The following is a 19,253-nucleotide window of genomic DNA, read 5'->3' on the forward strand; positions in this document are numbered from 1 at the left end:
TTCTGCCTTACCTCAAATCTCTCCTCCTCAGGTTTCATCTATAATTAATTCTGAATACTGAAAGCCTATTGCTTTAAGTTTTCCCGATGAAAACCCATTTACAAATTCCGAACTGCTTCCTTAAATTGTCTTCCACGGTCTTCATAGTTTTCAAATAAATCAAAACTTGCACAGGCCGGAGAAAGCAGAACCGTATTATTTCGTTCTGCCAGTTGGTATGCTGTCTTTACTGCTATTGCCATTGAATCGGTTTCAACAATTGTATCTACAATATTTCCAAAAGCGGATATCAATTTTTCATTTTCCACGCCTAGACAAATAATAGCCTTCACTTTTTCGTTTACCAAGGGCATTAATTCGTTGTAATCGTTGCCTTTGTCAACACCCCCTACAATCCAAACGGTTGGGTTATCCATACTGTCTAAGGCATAAAATGTAGCGTTTACATTCGTTGCCTTGCTGTCGTTTATATACAAGACATTATTGATTTTTAAAACATTTTCAAGCCGATGCTCAACCCCTTGAAAACCTTCCAAACTCTCACGAATGGTCTGTTTCCGTATTCTTAATAATGTAGCAACTGTTGAAGCAGCCATAGCATTCTTCACATTGTGCTCTCCTTGGATTCCTATGGTTTTAACTGGCATATTGAATTTTTTATTATTTATTTTTATTCGTATTTCATTGTCTTTTATAAATGCACCCTGACTCAATTCTCTTTTGGTGGAAAAAGGCAGTTTTTGTGATTTTATGGAATTTCTTGAAAGCCACTTTACAATTTCAACATCATCGGCATCATATATAAAATAATCCTGCGCGGTCTGATTCATTATAATCCGAAATTTAGATGCGATATAATTTTCATATTTATAATCATACCTATCCAAATGATCGGGGCTTAAATTGATCAAAAGCGCAATATGTGGTGCAAAAGCTTCAATTCCGTCTAGCTGAAAACTGCTGAGCTCCAGAACAAAATTTTTATATTTTGCTTCAGAAACCTGTTCTGCAAAACTCTTCCCTATATTTCCGCCCAAAGCCACATTCAAGCCGCCGTTTTTAAGCAATTCGTATGTTAAGCTTGCCGTAGTGGTTTTTCCGTTACTTCCGGTAATGCCAACAATAGTAGCTTCGGTATATCTTGAAGCAAATTCAATTTCAGAAATTACCTCAATACCATGTTGATGCAATTTCCGGACTATTGGCGCCGTCTCAGGAATTCCCGGACTTTTCATTACCAGATGGGCAGGAAGAAGCTTTTCTTCAGAATGACCTCCGTCTTCCCATTCAATCCCAGTATTTATAAGAACTTGTTTGTACTTATCTTTTATTTTCCCGAAGTCTGAAACAAACACTTCAAACCCCTGCTGCTTCCCCAAAATGGCAGTTCCAATTCCGCTTTCGCCTCCTCCCAGAATCACCAACTTTTCTTTCATCTTTTTTCAGTTACCAGTGAATCAATCATTGCTTCACTTCAAGCTGAGATGCATTATTTTGCGTCTCTACCGTATTTTTAAGGTTACGATTGTAATAACCGCCAAAAATATTCCCACAATCCAAAATCGAGTTACAATTTTGCTTTCATGGAAACCCTTTATTTGGTAATGATGGTGTAGGGGCGACATTCTAAAAATGCGGCGTCCTTCACCAAATTTTTTCTTTGTGTATTTAAACCAACCTACCTGCAAAACCACGGATAGATTTTCCATTAAAAAGACGCCGCAGAGAATGGGGATCAATAATTCCTTTCTAACGGCAATTGCAATTACGGCGATAATCCCACCAATAGTTAAACTTCCCGTATCGCCCATAAAAACTTGCGCTGGATAGGCATTGTACCATAAAAAACCAATGAGCGACCCCACAAAGGCCATTATAAAAATGGTCATTTCGCCCGTGTTGGGGATGTACATAATATTGAGGTAGTCTGAAAAAATAACGTTACCAGAAACCCAGGCGAACAACGCGAGCGTCACCCCTATAATGGCGGAAGTTCCGGCCGCTAGCCCATCTATTCCGTCAGTGAGATTTGCACCATTTGAAACTGCGGTTATGATAAAAATTACGATTGGTATAAAAATTAACCATACATAACTTTTATAATTTTCTCCTGCCCAGCTAATGAGCTTGGAGTAGTTAAATTCATTAGACTTTACAAAAGGAATCGTGGTTAACATGGCCTTATCTTTAACATAAAGCTTGTTTGTCTGCTCCTTCGCGATTACTTCAGTATTATTAGCGGGTTCTGAGACTGTGCGTTGTACCACAATATCTTGGTGAAAATACATGGTTGCGCCCACAAAGAGTCCTAGCCCAACTTGTCCAATTACCTTAAACTTGCCGGGCAAGCCTTCTTTGTCGTTTCTAAATTTTTTAATATAATCGTCTATAAAACCAATTGTTCCCATCCAGATTGTGGTTACAATCAATAGGATTACATAAATATTTTCGAGTTTTGCAAACAATAAAACAGGAACCAAAGTTGCCAGAATAATTATGATACCTCCCATTGTTGGCGTTCCGGTTTTTTCATTTTGACCATCCAGACCAAGGTCACGAATAGATTCCCCAATTTGTTTTTTACGCAAATAGTCTATAATTTTCTTACCGTAAACCGTGGCAATAACAAGCGACAGAATAATAGCCATCGCCGCCCGGAACGTGATAAAATTAAACAGACCGGCCCCAGGTATATCGTAAGTTTTGTCTAAATACTCAAAGAGATAATACAACATGGATTACTTGTTTAAGGCGGTTAAAAGTTGATTTACTATTTTAAAATCATCAAAATCTAAACGTTCTCCATTTACATCCTGATAGGTTTCATGACCTTTACCAGCAATTAAAATAATGTCATTTTCCTGGGCCATCTGGCAGGCGGCTTTTATTGCTTCCTTTCGGTTTGTAATAGCGATTGTTTTTTTATAGTGTTCGGCTGGCACACCTGTTTCTATTTGTTCTATAATTTTATCTGGGTTTTCAGTTCTTGGATTATCACTGGTAAAAACCACTTTAGTGCTCAACGATGATGCAATACTCCCCATTATTGGGCGCTTAGTTGCATCACGATCGCCACCACAGCCCACAACGGTTATAACCTCCTCATTACCCGTACGGATACTATTAATCGTTTCCAGCACATTTTTTAAGGCATCGGGTGTATGGGCATAATCTACAATTGCAGCAACTTTCTTTTCAGAAATTAAATATTGAAACCTACCATCAACACTTTCTAAGGTGCTCAAGATTTGAAGAACTTCAAGCTCCTTCAATCCCAAAAGCTGGGAAGCTCCATAAATTGCCAATAGATTGTACGCGTTAAAATCTCCTATCAATTTTACCCAAACATCCTGATTGTTTATTTTTAGTAACTGCCCCGTAAACTGACTTTCTAAAATTTGAGCTTTGTAATCGGCATACGATTTTAATGCGTAGGTATGTTTTTTCGCCTTTGTATTTTGAAGCATTATCGCTCCATTTTTATCGTCTGCATTTACCAGAGCGAATGCGGTTTTAGGCAATTGATCAAAAAAAGTTTTTTTTATGTCGCGGTATTCTGCAAAATCCTTGTGGTAATCTAAATGATCGTGAGAGAGGTTTGTATAAATACCACCCACAAACTCGAGCGCCTCGGTTCGCTTTTGATGAATGCCATGCGAGCTCACCTCCATAAAGCAAAACTCAACCCCGGCATCAACCATTTCTCGTAAATATTTATTGATGGTCAAAGAATCTGGAGTTGTAAGTGAAGTTTTATATTCGGTTTCATCTACCATAATTTTTACAGTAGATAGCAAGCCCGCTGCAAGTCCAGCTTTTTTGAAAAGTTGATATAACAATGACGAAATAGTCGTTTTCCCATTAGTTCCGGTAATTCCAACAAGTTTTAATTCTTCTGACGGATTTCCATAAAAGTTGGCTGCCATAATAGCCAAAGCCTTATGCGAATCGGTTACTTGCACGTAGGTAATTCCATTAATTATTTCTGCGGGTAAGGCTTCACAAATAATTGCAAGCGCACCTTGATCCACAGCGTTTTTTATAAATTCATGCCCGTCAGAAACAGCTCCCTTAATTGCAACAAACACATCGTTTAGCGCGATGTTTCTTGAATCAAAATCCAAGTTATTAATAGCAATAGAGGTGTTTCCAACAACCTTTTCAAGTGTAACCTTATATAATATGTCTTTTAGTACAATCACGTTAAGTTTAATGTTATTTGCTGTCCTTTTTTTAATGTTTCGCCAGATTCTATAGATTGTTTGGCAACTGTACCATTACCCACTACCTGAACCTTAAGCCCTAGATTTTCTAATAGTGAAATAGCATCCATTCCAGCCATTCCGGTAACATTCGGAATTACAGCTCCTGGCTTTTGCAGTTTGGAATAGTATTTCTGAAAGTCCTTTTCTATTCTAGGGTCTGCTTTTTCAATTTCTTCTACGGCATCAATATTTCGAGATTCTGTAAATACCTTTTGGGCAATTCTTTTAAAAACTGGTCCCGTAACATCGGCACCATAAAAACCTTTTTTTATACTTGGCTTATGTACGATTACTATACAGGAATATTTAGGGTTATCTGCTGGAAAATATCCTGCAAAAGAAGAAATATAGCGTCTGTTCTTAGACCAATCAGGCATCCAGTATTCGGTTTGTGCAGTTCCCGTTTTTCCTGCCATAGAAAAGCTTGGCGAATAAAGCGATCTTCCCGTACCACGCTCAACAGTATTTTTTAAAATTTCTTGAATGGCTCCTAAGGTTTCATCTGAACATATTTTCGGATTGGTAATCTCGGTATCATAAACCTTAACCTTTTTATTCCATTTGCGAACTTCTTTTATAAACCGCGGCTTTACCATTACCCCATCATTAGCAATGGCATTATAAAAGTTCAAAATTTGTAGCGGCGTAAGGTGCAAACCATAACCGTAAGACATAGAAGGCAGGGCATTTCTACTCCAATTCTTTCCGCCGGGTTGCGGTATCATGGGCTCCCCCTCGCCTATTATTGCGACACCAGTCTTTTCTAACAGATTCCAACTTTTTAAGCGATTAATAAATTTATTTGGATTTTTAGCATAATGGTCATCTACAATGGTAGCTAAGCCAATGTTAGAAGAAACCTCCAGCGCCTTTGCTGCCGAAATCTTTCCAAATCCCCCATAGTGCGCATCGTGAATGGCTTTACCATAAAAAACTTTTCTGCCGTTACCAGTATCTATTACTGTACTAGTATCAATTACCTTGTCTTCCAATGCAGCCATAAGCGCCATAGTTTTAAAGGTAGATCCAGGTTCATGAGCCTCCCCAACGGCATAGTTTAATTTTTCGTAATATCCGCCAGACGAAGTTCTTCCTAAGTTAGAAACTGCTTTTATTGCTCCCGTTGAAACCTCCATAAGGATAACCGTGCCGTGTTCTGCTTCATAATACTCCAACTGCTTTAATAAAGCGTGATGGGCAATATCCTGGATATTTACATTGATAGTAGAAACAACATCCAATCCATCTTGCGGCTCTATTTCATTTTCATCATAAACTGGCTTCCATTGTCCTTTTGCAATTTTTTGTTTTAGCCGGTGACCCTCCTTTCCGGTTAGCATATCATTAAAGGCACCCTCCAAACCTACAGTATAAGTTCCCGGACTGTCATAGGCTTCGTCACCAACCGTGCGCTGGGCAATTTTCCCTATAGGATGTTCTCTAACGGTACGTTGCTCTACGATTATCCCGCCTCTATAAGGTCCTTTTCTGAAAAGTGGCAAATTTTTCACCTTTATATAATCTGAATACCCTAAATTCTTAACTATCAGCAGATACCTGTTTTTATCGGCTCGGGCTTTTCGCAATTTGTTTTGATAATGCGAAACAGATTTCCCAAACATTGCGCTCAAGCCTTCAGAAAGCGGCTTCAAATTTTCTTTAAAATCTTTAGAGGAAGCGGTAATAGCATCAAAGCGAATATCGTATTTGGGCACTGAAGTAGCCAACAAACTGCCATCATCTGCATAAATATTTCCGCGATTGGCAGGAATAACGAAGTTTTTTACGGTATGCTTTTCTGCAAGCTCCCGATACTTATCGCCATCTACAAACTGAATGTTTATCAACTTAATGCTTATAGCAAGCGCAAACAAGAACATTAGTCCTGCAACTAAGTAAATACGATTCAATATGTTTTTTTCTTCAATAGCCATTATTTCAGTGCGCAGTGTTCAGTTGTTAGTTGTTAGTTGTTAGTTGTTAGTTGTTAGTTGTTAGTAAAAATTTAAAAAGTGTTTAACCACTTTATTTTCTTTATTCCACTCTCTCTATTGTTTGCTTTTTTCTTTCTTTTCTATGATTCTAATTCTTTTGGGCGGTGTTACAGAAGGCTTCAAACCCCTGTTTTCCATTGCCGCTATTATTTTACTTTCCATGCGCGATTGCATTAATATCATCCGCACATCTACATATTCACTTTTCAACTCCTTGACCTCAGCGTTCAACTTGGAAACTCTATGCACCTTTTTATCGGCATTGTGCGAACTAGCGATCATCACCAAAGCGAGGAACGAAAGAAAAATGATGAACCGCCAGTTTTTAAGCGCATCATCACTAACCAAGAATTTCCCTTTTATTATGTTATAAAAACTGTCTTTCACTATTTGCAATATTTCCCCTACTTCTTCAGCAGGCTTGCTTTAATCTTTTAACTTCCACTTATATTTTTTCAGCAATCCGCAGTTTGGCACTTCTAGCACGACTGTTTGCTTTAATCTCTTCTTTGGACGGAATAATAAATTTTCCCACCGCTTTAAAAGGAACTTCAAAATGTCCAAAAACATCCTTTTCTGGCTCTCCTTCAAACAAACCATTGCGGATATAACGCTTTACCAACCTATCTTCAAGAGAATGATAGCTAATCAAACTTATTCGCCCTCCAGCTTCCAAAACCTCGTTGGTTTGCAACAAAAACTCCTTTAAAGCCTCAAGCTCCTGATTAACTTCAATGCGAATGGCCTGATAAATTTGAGCCAATATTTTATTTGCTCTATGCGCCGGCAAAAATTTACGGAGTGCTTGTTTAAGTTGGTCGCTTGTTTTAATTTTTTCTTCTTCTCGGGCCTGCACAATTGCTCGGGCCATTCCAGCTGCGGCTCGCAGTTCACCATAACTTGAAAGCACATTTTTCAAATCGGCCTCGTCATATTTGTTTACTACTGTAAATGCAGAAAAACGACTATCTTGATCCATCCGCATATCTAAGTCGGCCTCAAACCGGGTTGAAAAGCCACGCTCAGCAACATCAAATTGATGCGATGAAACTCCAAAATCGCCCAAAATCCCATCAACCGTTTTATACCCATGAAATCGCAAAAACTTTTTCATAAGCCGAAAATTCTGATTGATCAATAAAAACCGTGGATCTTCAATAGTATTTGCCAGCGCATCTTTATCTTGGTCAAAGGCAATGAGTTTTCCATCAGGCCCTAATTGCGCTAAAATCTCACGCGAATGTCCACCGCCACCAAAGGTTACATCTACGTAAACCCCATCAGGTTTAATATTCAAGCCAGCAACAGTTTCTTTCAGTAAAACTGGATTATGATACTCCATTGTCATCGTCGTTTTTATCACCCATTACTTCTTCGGCCAAATCGGCAAAATCGTCTGCAGCATCATCAATAGCCTGCTCATACTTGTCTTTATCCCATATTTCCACAATATTTATTGCGGAAGAAACCACTAACTCCTTGCTTATTCCCGCAAACGAAAGAAGGTCCTTAGGGATCAATAAGCGACCTGTTGAATCAAGCTCCACCATTTTTACACCAGCCGTAAACCTTCTAATGAAATCGTTGTTTTTACGATTAAACCGGTTAAGTTCGCCCATTTTTAACATCAAGGCATCCCATTCTTTCATAGGATACACTTCCAAACACGGCTGAAACACCGCACGCTTTACCACAAACCCATCTGCCATAACCGGAGCTAGCTGTTTTTTTAACGGCGCAGGCACCATGACGCGTCCTTTTACGTCTGCTTTACATTCGTATGTGCCTATTAGATTGAGCATTGTGGAAATTTCCGGTTTGTAATTTCTTGATTCAAATATATATAACTTTTACCACAATTTCCCACAATCTACCACATTGTTGATAAGTTTTACCACATCAGAAATCACTCAAATTCAAAATACTGAACAACAAAGCCTTATTTTATTTAGACTGTATGAAATAATTTTGTTTACTTTTGTTTTTCTAATTTGCAGAAATCAAGCATGTCAGGACATTTAAAAAAAGAAGGAAAATTTTCATATTTAGAAATAGGCGAAGGCACCCCAATCGTTATCCTACACGGGTTAATGGGTGGTTTGAGTAATTTCGATGGCGTTGCGGACTTCTTTCCCCCGAAGGGTTATAAGGTATTAATCCCAGAATTGCCAATCTATAAAATGACCTTATTACGCACCACAGTAAAGAATTTTGCTAAATATGTAGCGCAGTTTATTGATCATTTGGGCTATAGCGAAGTTATTTTACTCGGAAACTCCCTTGGCGGCCATATTGGGTTACTCTGCACTAAAATGTATCCTGAAAAAGTAAAAGCGTTGGTCATAACCGGGAGCTCTGGGCTCTACGAAAGTGCAATGGGCGAAAGTTACCCCAAACGAGGCGACTACGAATACATAAAGAAAAAAGCCGAAAACGTTTTTTACGATCCAGCAGTTGCTACTAAAGAAATTGTAGATGAGGTTTTTGAATCGGTAAACGACCGAAACAAACTTATTCGGACACTTGCAATAGCCAAAAGTGCCATCCGTCACAACATGGCAAAAGATTTGCCAAAAATGCATACACCCACTTGCATAATCTGGGGAAAAAACGATAGTGTTACACCTCCCGATGTGGCCGTTGAATTTGATGAACTTCTACCAGATTCAGATCTATACTGGATTGATAAATGTGGCCACGCCGCAATGATGGAGCACCCTAAGGAGTTTAACGACCTCCTATATGCATGGTTGCAAAAAAGAAAGTACTAACTGATTACTAACTACTGAACACTGAATACTGACTACTGAACACTAGTTCCTGATTTATTCACACCTCATAACTTAAAAAAATGCATATAAAGACGGCGGAATTTGTAATGAGCAACAGCGATGTTGCAAAATGCCCAAAAGACCGTTTGCCGGAATACGCTTTTATTGGTCGTAGCAATGTGGGAAAATCCTCGCTTATCAACATGCTGATGCTGCGCAAAAGTTTAGCCAAAACCTCAGGACGACCCGGAAAAACACAGCTCATCAATCATTTTTTAGTTAATAAAAACTGGTTTTTAGTAGATTTGCCTGGGTACGGTTATGCACGAGTATCAAAAAATACCAAAAAGACATTTCAACAGTTTATCACGAAGTATTTTGAAGAACGTGAACAAATGATTCTCGCCTTTGTTTTGGTGGATAGTCGCCATAATCCACAACCCATAGATCTTGAATTTATGCAATGGCTGGGCGAAAACGGAATTCCGTTCAATATTATCTTTACCAAGGCCGACAAGCTAAAGCCGAAGGCCCTGGATCGGAATATTGCAACCTATACCGAAAAAATGCTAGAAACTTGGGTAGAAATGCCCCAATACTTTATTACATCGGCCAGCAACTCCCAAGGAAGAGACGAGGTTTTGAATTATATTGATGAATTAAACCACAATGTAGTAAAGCGATAAAGCTTATTCAGTTTAAAGAATCAATCCTCTCGTTTCAACTCCAGCTTCTCTGCAAAATACTCACAGAAATCGCGCATGGTGGCGCTCATTTTTTTATCGTTGGTAGCGCGCTCAAAGGTATCTGCCATAGCACTCAAGGTTTGGTGAAAGAAAATCTTCATCTCGTCCACCGGCATATCCTTGGTCCATAGATCAATGCGGAGCGATTCCTTTTGAGCATTGTCCCAAACAGAAAGCATTACCGCTTTTGTTTCTTCATCAGTGATACCACCATCTTCCGCGGTCCAGTTTATAGTTTCCGGTATTTTATTTTCGTCAAGTCCTACGTTTAATCGTATTTCAGAAGTATGTTTTACTGCCATTATTTCTTTGGTTTGTATTTTGAATTTTTAAATATTTCGTCAGCATCAGTAACCATTAATTGCTGAGCACTGGTATTATTTCTTTCCATATAAGCCCGAACAATTTTCCAGCCTAAATAGCGTCCCAACATGCCGGGAGATTCATTGTCTATTTCTAAATAAAATTTTGAAAATGGTGCCGGATTAATAAACCGCGCTCCCAACTTTGGATCTGTATTGTACAGCATTTCTCTTTCTACAAAGTACTGCCACATATAAAGTTCGTTCTCTTCCGCCCAAGCGTATTCCGCTTCCGTATAGCCTATTTTTTCTGCATCAGAGCTGTTAGGGAGCCATAGGTCCTTTAAATAAAGTTGTTTTCCATAATAAATAAGCTGCCCCAGAAACGAACCACGATTAGGCGGTTTTATATAATGACGGGCGTAGGCATCGGCAATATCAGGACCAATTTGGGAGGGCTGCATTTCTTTAGCAACATACCTGTCAATGCCCTCATAAAACCGATGTTCACTGCCCAAATAGTTGTCCAGCCCTATTACTAACATACTATCGGTAAGAATTACTTTATTGCGGTAATCAACATCAGAAGTAGTGGTGAACACTTGGGGCGTTTCAAATTTTGGAAAATAATATTTTATATGCTGAAACAGCGGAGTTATAACATTAGTCAATGTATTATCATCTGGGAACGCCTGTATCACCTCATCTTCTAATTGATTTTGAAGCGTATCGCCCAACTTTTGAACCCAAAGGCTGTCGTGGTATTGCTTCGGGAAAAAAGCAGGGAATTCAGCTTTAAGCTGTGGCAAATCTGCTGGGGTAGCCGCGGCAAATTCCTTGTCAAAACGAACTATTTTAACATCCATCGGAATTTTACTGATTTCCTCCTCTACCTTATTTTCATTACCGCATGAAACAAGCAATATTCCTAAAAGAAGACCCAAAAAATACCTCATAATAAAAAATGTTACAGTTGGTAAACGCGATTCCCTTTTATTAATTTTATCTTTAACAACTTTTCCGGTGCAAAGGTACTTTATTGCCCGATGAGTTTAAAAGTTTAAGGGTTTAAAATGTTTTGGGAATTTGGAAAATTAAAAAATGACGACATGACGCCCCTACCTATTGCAATTATTTAAAAATTAGTTGGAAATGAAATCAGAAAAAGTAATAGACTATATTGTAAATTGGTTAAAAACCTACAGCATAAATGCGAAGACCAACGGCTTTGTCATTGGAATTAGCGGCGGAATAGATTCGGCCGTAGTTTCGACACTTTGTGCAAAAACCGGACTGCGCACCCTCTGCGTTGAAATGCCAATACACCAAGCAAAAAACCAAGTTACCCGCGGGAAAGAACACATTGCACACTTAAAGAAAAAGTATCCTAATGTAAGCGATACTGAAGTAAACTTGACCTCGGTTTTTGAACAATTTAGAACCCAGGTACCGCAAACCACAGACGACAGTTTTTTGGACCTCTCCCTAGCTAATACACGGGCACGATTACGAATGACCACGCTTTATTATTTTGCAGGACTGCATCAATATCTTGTTGCTGGAACAGGTAATAAAATTGAGGATTTTGGCGTTGGATTTTTTACAAAATACGGCGATGGCGGTGTGGATATAAGCCCAATTGCCGATTTAATGAAAAGCGAGGTTTACAAAATAGGGGAAGAATTAGGAGTTTCAGACTCAATATTAAAAGCCGCCCCAACTGATGGCTTGTTTGGCGATAGCCGTTCTGATGAAGATCAGCTTGGCGCCAGCTATGACGAACTTGAGTGGGCCATGAAAATGAGCGAACAAGAAAAAACCACTTCCGACTTTTCCGGAAGGCAAAAAGTAGTTTTTGATATTTACACAAGACTCAATAAAGCCAATCAACACAAGGTAAACCCGATTCCGGTTTGTACGATTCCACCTGAATTAAAATAGCTGCCCTACATAAAAGAATTTAAAAAGATAAATATAGCTTGTTGACAATATTGTTTGATGTAATAAACCTAGTTTAAACAGCTTACAACACTCGATTTAGCTGACCGGAAAGCACTTTTTTTAGACTGATATAATCAATAATCTCCTGCAATACGAGTTCTTTTTCAATGTCATTGTCTTGCTTTATAGTTTCGGAAAGCTCGTTAATTTTTCGTGAGACCAGATGGCGACGAAGACTCAAAATAGTTTCACTAACAATCTGACCAATAGTCTGGTCTTTTTCCTTCACATAAATCTCCATTCGCTCCCAATCGTGCAGCAAATACCGCTCTTCTTCCATCAACACATGGGTGACTGCCGTAGCCATTTCCGGCTCTAGCTCATTGATGAAATTTTCAGCCTTGGCCTCGGGGTTTAAGTTAAAACGAGTGATAAGTTCAAGATACAAAGCCTTGAACTTTGAATTGGTAAACTCAATTTCGTCCACTTGAAGATCGAGATATATTTTTTCGTAAACGCGCGACTTGTGCTTTTCAGGACTAAAGCTAATTTCTCCCTTTTCATCGGCATCCATTATCAACTCTTCAAATTCTTCTTCCAAACCTCCATAAAGCAATAGCAATTCAATTATTTTTTGCTCCAGTTGAAATTGAACATCTACTTTTTCAACCTTTTTTTCAGAAGGGATTACCTCGAAAGCCTCTTGTTTTGAAGTAGTTTTTTTAGCCGCTTCCTTTTTATCTTTTTTAGAGATTTGTGCAAGCGTATTAAAAAGCACCTGTTCCGAAATATCCATAATTCGAGAACACTCTTTTACATAGACCTCCTGTTTTATAACATCTGGAATTTTCGCGATACTATTAACCATATCATGGATAGTCTCCGCTTTTTTCAAGGGGTCGTTCTTTGCTTCAGAAGCTAATAAAGAAGCTTTAAATGTGATAAAATCCTTGGTGTTTTCCTCTAAATATAAGTTCAGTTCTTCCAGTGAATTGTTTCGCGAAAAACTATCGGGATCCTCACCTACGGGAAACGTGCATATTTTAACGTTCATGCCCTGTTCCAAAATAAGGTCTATACCACGCAAGGAGGCACGAAGCCCTGCAGCATCCCCATCAAAAAGAACAGTAATATTCTTGGTCAGCCTATTTATTAAGCGAATTTGCTCAGAGGTTAATGCCGTTCCCGAAGAGGAAACCACATTGTGTATTCCCGTTTGATGAAACTGGATTACATCGGTATATCCTTCAACCAAATAGCAATTGTCTTCTTTTGCAATGCTTTGTTTGGCATGATAAATTCCGTAAAGCACCTTACTTTTATGATAGATGTCGCTTTCAGGAGAGTTTAGGTATTTGGCCGCTTTTTTATCAGATGTCAAGATTCGCCCACCAAAACCGAGGGTGCGGCCACTCATGCTCAAAATAGGGAACATTACCCTTCCTTTAAACCGATCAAATTGTTTTTCGGCTTTTACAATGGAAAGACCCGTTTTCTCAAGAAACTCAAGTTTATACCCTTTTTTAAGCGCATGACCTGTAAACGCATCCCACGAATCGGGCGAATAACCAAGTTCAAATTCTGTAATTGTCTCTTCAGAAAAACCGCGTTCTTTAAAGTATGAAAGCCCAATGGCTTTACCTTCTTCTGTTTTTAACAACGTACGGTGAAAATACTCCTTTGCAAATTCACTAACTAAGTACAGGCTTTCACGTTCGTTTGCCTGTTTCTTGTCCTCATCAGTCTGTTCGGTTTCTATTATTTCAATTCCGTATTTTTTGGCGAGGAATTTTATGGCTTCCGGATAGGTAAAATGTTCGTGTTCCATTAAGAATGAAACCACGTTTCCGCCTTTGCCACTACTAAAATCTTTCCAAATTTGCTTTACTGGAGAAACCATAAAACTCGGGGAGCGCTCATCAGTAAACGGACTGAGCCCTTTAAAATTACTCCCAGACTTTTTTAGCTGTACAAAGTCGCCAATAACCTCCTCTACTCGGGCGGTTTCAAAAACATTATCTATGGTGGTTCTAGCTATCAAATTTGTTATTGGTTTTCAGTTATCTGCTATCTGTTTTCATTTTTGAATGTGTAAAAATAGGAATATTAAGAACGAAAAACCTACAAGGTTTTGGAAACCTTGCAGGTTAAAAATAAACAAACGAAATTTAAAATATTTTTAGCTAATCCAAATCGAGTCTTAGACCTAATGAAATATTTCGTTGATCTACTGAGTTATTTTTGAATAACGTATTTAAATCATACTTTGCATAAATTGAAGCACTCCCCCAACCTATATAACCACTCAATCCGTAGATAAAATTGTTGGTGTTGTAATTTGCTTTTATTTTTTGTTTTCTGTTTTCACCTTCTTCCTCAAACTTAAGTTTTTGGCGTGCTCCAAGGTTGATTCCTGCATAACCTCCCAGACCTACTTTAAAATGATTGGCTGTTGAGTACCTGAAGTAATTTTCCATTTCAGTTTTCTTTGAAGAGCCAAATTCAAAGTGGATTGGCACAACCAAATTATCCATTCGGAATTTCGACTTTTTAAGTCTTAATGGATAAGTCTGCAACTCAGTTTCTTCGCCCGCATCTACAAAGTAACGATTATCCGTTGGCTTTAGGCCATTGAATTGAAAGGCCAGACCATACTTTATCCGCAGCCAATTAGAGTTTTTGAAAACGCGTGTTTTCCATGCCCAACCCAATTCAAAGAAACGACTTCCTGCTACTTTAAAATCGGAATCTTCCAGAGACTTTCCCCTTGTTAAAGCATTATTTAAACCAAAGGCTAAAACAAAGCTTGAGGTCGTCCGCCGGTCATATTTAGGCTTTTCGTGCTCAGAGTTATTGTTTTGCACCTTTAATCCAAAGATTATATCATTATCAAGATCTTCTTGCCCTAACCCAAAAACAATACGTGTTCCAGCTTTTTTTGTAGAGTCGGCACCATTTCGTTTAGCCAGTTCCATTTGGTTGGTTACGATAGCCAATCGATTCTCTATGTTTAACGCATGCTTTTCAGCGGCAGCTTTCTTTAGGACCTCGGCTTCTTTTTCTGTTATCACCTCACTTCTTAAACGTGAATTAACATCCTCTACTTCAAATTTTAATGCGTCTTTTTCCTCCTGTACAATCTGCTCTTTTAAATCGTCAAGTGTTTGGGTTGAATTTGAAACGTCCTCGTTTTGAGCCTGAGCAAAGATACTCGCCAAAACCCAGAAGGTAATTGTCATGTAAAATGTGATTAATGATTTCATAATGATTGGATTTTTTAATTACTGGTGGTGAATATTTGTTACTTATTAAGTATAAAGCAAAAAGTTCCTCTCGAATGTATTTCGACTGTACTCACTATAATGTTCTCAAGGATATTTTTACCTAGTTGTTCCTTTCTATAACCGCAGTTCTAATCTTTCTAAAGCCTTCGCCTAAGGCGTCGAAAACTTTGTCACGAAAACTTTTTTCAAGTTCCCATTCCACATCCTGAAGCAATGCCATAGCGTCTACTTTAGAGCTACTCAGTATTTGTTGGGTTTGAATTTCACGCCGGGCGTCGTTAAGCAGTTGCTCTACTTCTCTAGCGGTTACTTCTGAGTTAGTTTCTTGCAGTTGTTTTATAGATGCCGTCACTTCATCTATTTTCTGGTTAAAAAGCACCTCATCCTCCTTCGAGTTATGTATTACCGATTCTGCCGACAGATCTTCAGCTTTATCTGTAGCTTTTGCAATCACTTTATTCTTCTTGAATTTTTTCTTAACCGCACTCTCTTTCTGTTGAACTGACCTTATCAAATCTGCATTTTTGCCTTTCTTTGATTTCGTATTATCTATTTCTGAATCAACTTCATCAAAAGCAATTTTTTCGGGCTTAGCATTCTTGATTATTTTTTCAGATTGACGTTCTATACCTTGACGTTCTATACTTTCATTTACAATTTGATCTTTTTGACCCTCGTTGTTTCGACTAGAAAAAACGGAGACCAATACTAAGATTCCTATAAAACTCGCAGCTATATAATACCAACCTCTAGCTTTCTTTTTTGGCTGTTGCTCATCTAGCTTTGCTTCCAGTTTACCCCAAGCACCTACAGAGGGCTCTAGCTCTCTTCTCTCTAGTTTTTTGCGTATGTTGTCTTCTAATTTATAAGGTGCCATAACTCATATTGTTTTGTTGTTTAACCATATTTTGAAGCATTTTCCGTGCTTTAAAAAGCTGCGATTTTGATGTATTCTCACTTATCTCAAGCAGTTCGCCAATTTCACTGTGCTTATAGCCTTCTACAGCATAAAGCACAAAAACCGTTTTATAACCATCTGGAAGGCTGTCTATCATTTTTTGAATTTCAGCTACTTCCAAAGCACTGTCAATAAAGGTGGAGTGATCTACTGAATTCTCAATTTCTGTTTCAGAAATAAAATGTAATTTCTTGTCCTTTCTAAGTTGTGAGATTGACTCATTGACCATTATCCTACGAATCCATCCCTCAAAACTACCTTCGTTTTTAAAACTACTTAAATACGTGAACATTTTCAGAAAACCGGAAAGCATCACTTCCTCGGCCAGATCATTATTTTTTAAATATTGCCTACAAACACTGAGCATTTTTGGCGCAAACATTTCAAACAATTGTTGCTGCGCTCGGCGATTTCCGTTAGACGCTTTCTCAATTAATTTTGAATAGTTTTTATGTAGTGGTATAATTTTCAAAATAGGCTTCGCTGCTTAAGGCTTCTATTTATATAGACGCAGGTTTTGAAGAAAAGGTTGCCTGAAGGGTAAAAAAGTTTCTGGTTTCGAATTTCTGATTGTAGAAATAACGTAATCAATGGGGAATTAACAAGTTTACTTCTTTCTGTCAATAACATAATTCACCATAAGTTCCAGTGAATCTTTGTAAGGGGAAGCGGGCTGGGTTTCTAGAAGCTCAAGGGCTTCTTGTTGATATTGCTTCATTTTTGAAACCGCATAGTCTAGACCTCCATTCTTTTTTACAAAAGCGATGACCTCATTAACCCGTTTTTTGTCTTTATTGTGATTCTTAACCGAATTGATAAGCCATTTTTTTTCTTCAGAAGTACAATTGTTGAGCGTATATATTAAGGGGAGTGTCATTTTTTGCTCCTTGATGTCAATTCCCGTAGGCTTACCAATGTGTTCATTTCCGTAGTCAAATAAATCGTCCTTAATTTGAAAAGCAGTACCTATCAACTCACCAAAGGTTCGCATTTTTTCCACTTCGGCATCTGGAGCCATCACGGACCGCGCGCCCATTGCGCAACAAGCAGCAATAAGAGTGGCAGTTTTTTGACGGATTATTTCAAAATAAACATCTTCGGTAATATCCAGTCTTCTGGCTTTTTCAATTTGAAGCAGTTCGCCCTCACTCATTTCACGAACGGCAACGGAGATAATTTTAAGAAGATCAAAATCGTCATTATCTATGGAAAGCAACAGCCCTTTTGAAAGTAAATAATCGCCAACAAGTACGGCTATCTTGTTTTTCCAAAGCGCATTTATGGAGAAAAACCCACGGCGGCGGTTGCTATCGTCAACCACATCGTCATGCACTAAAGTGGCTGTATGGATAAGTTCAATAACCGAAGCCCCACGATACGTACGTTCGTTCACTTTGCCATCACCAGTCATTTTTGCAATAAGGAACACAAACATGGGCCGCATCTGTTTTCCTTTCCGGTTTACCACGTAATGGGTAATTCTGTTCAGCAAGGAAACTTTGGAAGACATGGATGCAGAGAACTTTTTCTCAAAAAGTTCCATTTCTTTTTCAATGGGAAGCTTGATGCGGGAAACTATCTTCATAAAGGCTCAAAGATAGTTAAATTAGAGCATGATTTTACCAGTAAGTTTCATCCAAAAAACAAAAGCGAAAAATAATCTACATTATTGCTTATTTGCCAACTGTCCGCAGGCCGCATCAATGTCCTTTCCTCTACTCCTTCTAACCGTTACCGGAATGCGATTGTGCTCTAAGGCTTCTATATAATCGTCAATTGCAGTTGATGCCGCTTGTTGAAAATGGCCATCGTCAATTGGGTTGTATTCAATAATATTCACTTTACAAGGCACATAATTACAAAACGCAATCAGAGCTTCAATATCTTTCCAAGTATCGTTTATTCCTTTCCAAACAATATATTCATAGGTTATTTTGCGTTTAGTCTTGCTATACCAATACTCCAAGGATTCGCGAAGATCTTGCAGGGTAAACTTTTTTGCAAATGGCATAATTTGTTCACGAGTTTCTTGAACGGCGGAATGCAGTGAAACGGCAAGATGGAACTTAACCTCATCATCTGCCAGTTTTTTAATCATTTTCGGTACGCCCGAAGTGGAAACCGTAATTCGTTTAGGCGACATTCCCAAGCCTTCATCCGAAGTGATTTTTTCAATGGACTCCAACACGTTTTTATAGTTCATAAGCGGTTCGCCCATCCCCATAAAAACGATATTGGAAAGGGGTTTATCGTGATAAAGCTTACTTTCCTTGTCTATAGTAACCACTTGATCGTAGATTTCATCAGGGTTTAGGTTTCGCATTCGTTTTAACTTTGCCGTTGCACAAAACGTACAATCCAAGCTACAACCCACTTGGGAAGATACACAAGCGGTGGTTCTCTTTTTGGTGGGAATCAACACCGATTCCACGACGAAATCGTCAAAAAGCTTGACGGCATTTTTAATGGTACCGTCATTACTTTTTTGAAGATGATCTACCTTAATATGGTTAATCACAAAGTTTTCATCGAGATGCGCACGGGTTTCTTTTGAAATATTGGTCATTTCGTCAAAAGTATGACTGCCTTTGCTCCACAACCATTCATAAACCTGCGTTCCCCGGAAAGCCTTATCGCCAATACTTACAAAAAAGCTTCTAAGTTCTTCTTTTGAAAGGGCGCGTATGTCTTTTTTATCTGCAATCATGCTGCAAAATTACTATTTTTAAAGCACACAGCCATTTTTTGAGTATATTAGAAGTATTTACGCTTACCATTAAGGTTTGAAAGCAGTGCTGAGGCAGAAAACGCGATGCTTCCGAGGTTACAGAAGCCCCGCTGGCGCGAGCGTCCCGCTCGTGTTCCGCAACAAACTAGCTAAATTCCTGTTACCCCTAATTAGTGATTTAGGTGGACGCATATTGCGACCACCTATAATTTAAATATTATTTTTACGAACTGAAAACACGAAACAAATAAGCAAAGAGATTAC

The 19,253-nt window shown here is 38.5% G+C and carries 18 protein-coding genes; 3 read left to right on the forward strand and 15 right to left on the reverse strand.

Features of this window, described 5'->3' with window-relative positions:
• Positions 1 to 98 precede the first annotated feature (98 nt).
• The 7 genes from murD to mraZ form a co-directional block, all read right to left on the reverse strand.
• On the reverse strand, positions 99 to 1,436 hold the full coding sequence (gene murD, locus QPK98_RS00900) for a UDP-N-acetylmuramoyl-L-alanine--D-glutamate ligase (RefSeq protein ID WP_310991137.1): 1,338 nt from the start codon (positions 1,434 to 1,436) through the stop codon (positions 99 to 101).
• 66 nt (positions 1,437 to 1,502) lie between these two features.
• Positions 1,503 to 2,735 (reverse strand): phospho-N-acetylmuramoyl-pentapeptide-transferase, encoded by a 1,233-nt coding sequence (gene mraY / locus QPK98_RS00905; protein ID WP_310991138.1) that lies wholly within the window; start codon positions 2,733 to 2,735, stop codon positions 1,503 to 1,505.
• A 3-nt stretch (positions 2,736 to 2,738) separates the two neighbouring features.
• A complete protein-coding gene (locus QPK98_RS00910) occupies positions 2,739 to 4,202 on the reverse strand; it encodes a UDP-N-acetylmuramoyl-L-alanyl-D-glutamate--2,6-diaminopimelate ligase (protein ID WP_310991139.1) in 1,464 nt (487 codons plus the stop codon).
• Entirely contained in the window at positions 4,199 to 6,199 is a 2,001-nt protein-coding gene (locus QPK98_RS00915) for a penicillin-binding protein (RefSeq protein ID WP_310991140.1), read from the reverse strand. The genes QPK98_RS00910 and QPK98_RS00915 overlap by 4 nt, the downstream gene beginning before the upstream one ends.
• Positions 6,200 to 6,313: 114 nt before the next feature.
• Positions 6,314 to 6,646, reverse strand: a complete 333-nt coding sequence (locus tag QPK98_RS00920; RefSeq protein WP_310991141.1) for an FtsL-like putative cell division protein — start codon at positions 6,644 to 6,646, stop codon at positions 6,314 to 6,316.
• 58 nt (positions 6,647 to 6,704) lie between these two features.
• Entirely contained in the window at positions 6,705 to 7,601 is an 897-nt protein-coding gene (gene rsmH, locus QPK98_RS00925) for a 16S rRNA (cytosine(1402)-N(4))-methyltransferase RsmH (protein WP_310991142.1), read from the reverse strand.
• Positions 7,588 to 8,061 (reverse strand): division/cell wall cluster transcriptional repressor MraZ, encoded by a 474-nt coding sequence (gene mraZ, locus QPK98_RS00930; RefSeq protein WP_310991143.1) that lies wholly within the window; start codon positions 8,059 to 8,061, stop codon positions 7,588 to 7,590. Before mraZ ends, rsmH begins: the two co-directional genes overlap by 14 nt.
• A gap of 204 nt (positions 8,062 to 8,265) precedes the next feature.
• Between mraZ and QPK98_RS00935 the strand changes: the two genes are divergently transcribed.
• Positions 8,266 to 9,030 (forward strand): alpha/beta fold hydrolase, encoded by a 765-nt coding sequence (locus QPK98_RS00935; RefSeq protein WP_310991144.1) that lies wholly within the window; start codon positions 8,266 to 8,268, stop codon positions 9,028 to 9,030.
• 80 nt (positions 9,031 to 9,110) lie between these two features.
• A complete protein-coding gene (yihA, locus tag QPK98_RS00940) occupies positions 9,111 to 9,716 on the forward strand; it encodes a ribosome biogenesis GTP-binding protein YihA/YsxC (RefSeq protein WP_310991145.1) in 606 nt (201 codons plus the stop codon).
• A gap of 20 nt (positions 9,717 to 9,736) precedes the next feature.
• On the opposite strand, the gene gldC is transcribed toward yihA, so the two are convergent.
• Both gldC and gldB read right to left on the reverse strand, forming a co-directional pair.
• Entirely contained in the window at positions 9,737 to 10,078 is a 342-nt protein-coding gene (gene gldC, locus QPK98_RS00945; protein ID WP_310991146.1) for a gliding motility protein GldC, read from the reverse strand.
• A complete protein-coding gene (gene gldB / locus QPK98_RS00950) occupies positions 10,078 to 11,034 on the reverse strand; it encodes a gliding motility lipoprotein GldB (RefSeq protein WP_310991147.1) in 957 nt (318 codons plus the stop codon). Before gldB ends, gldC begins: the two co-directional genes overlap by 1 nt.
• A 196-nt stretch (positions 11,035 to 11,230) precedes the next feature.
• Between gldB and nadE the strand changes: the two genes are divergently transcribed.
• Entirely contained in the window at positions 11,231 to 12,019 is a 789-nt protein-coding gene (nadE, locus tag QPK98_RS00955; protein WP_310991148.1) for an NAD(+) synthase, read from the forward strand.
• A gap of 82 nt (positions 12,020 to 12,101) precedes the next feature.
• Here the strand turns inward: nadE and dnaG are convergent, their stop codons facing one another.
• From dnaG to rlmN, 6 genes are all read right to left on the reverse strand, one after another.
• Positions 12,102 to 14,060 (reverse strand): DNA primase, encoded by a 1,959-nt coding sequence (gene dnaG / locus QPK98_RS00960; protein ID WP_310991149.1) that lies wholly within the window; start codon positions 14,058 to 14,060, stop codon positions 12,102 to 12,104.
• A 142-nt stretch (positions 14,061 to 14,202) separates the two neighbouring features.
• Positions 14,203 to 15,282 carry a hypothetical protein gene (locus QPK98_RS00965; RefSeq protein WP_310991150.1) on the reverse strand — a complete coding sequence of 360 codons (1,080 nt, stop codon included), beginning with the start codon at positions 15,280 to 15,282 and terminating at the stop codon, positions 14,203 to 14,205.
• Positions 15,283 to 15,403: 121 nt separating this feature from the next.
• Positions 15,404 to 16,180, reverse strand: coding sequence for a hypothetical protein (locus QPK98_RS00970; RefSeq protein WP_310991152.1), 777 nt, complete (start codon positions 16,178 to 16,180; stop codon positions 15,404 to 15,406).
• Positions 16,167 to 16,733 (reverse strand): RNA polymerase sigma factor, encoded by a 567-nt coding sequence (locus QPK98_RS00975; protein ID WP_310991154.1) that lies wholly within the window; start codon positions 16,731 to 16,733, stop codon positions 16,167 to 16,169. Before QPK98_RS00975 ends, QPK98_RS00970 begins: the two co-directional genes overlap by 14 nt.
• Positions 16,734 to 16,868: 135 nt before the next feature.
• A complete protein-coding gene (locus tag QPK98_RS00980; RefSeq protein WP_310991155.1) occupies positions 16,869 to 17,846 on the reverse strand; it encodes a polyprenyl synthetase family protein in 978 nt (325 codons plus the stop codon).
• A gap of 81 nt (positions 17,847 to 17,927) precedes the next feature.
• The gene (gene rlmN / locus QPK98_RS00985) at positions 17,928 to 18,968 is read right to left on the reverse strand and encodes a dual-specificity RNA methyltransferase RlmN (protein WP_310991156.1); all 1,041 of its coding nucleotides are present in this window, start codon (positions 18,966 to 18,968) and stop codon (positions 17,928 to 17,930) included.
• Between the last annotated feature and the right edge of the window lie 285 nt (positions 18,969 to 19,253).

It is taken from the genome of Aequorivita marina (assembly GCF_031631895.2).
In the GTDB taxonomy this organism is placed as follows: Bacteria; Bacteroidota; Bacteroidia; order Flavobacteriales; family Flavobacteriaceae; genus Aequorivita; species Aequorivita marina.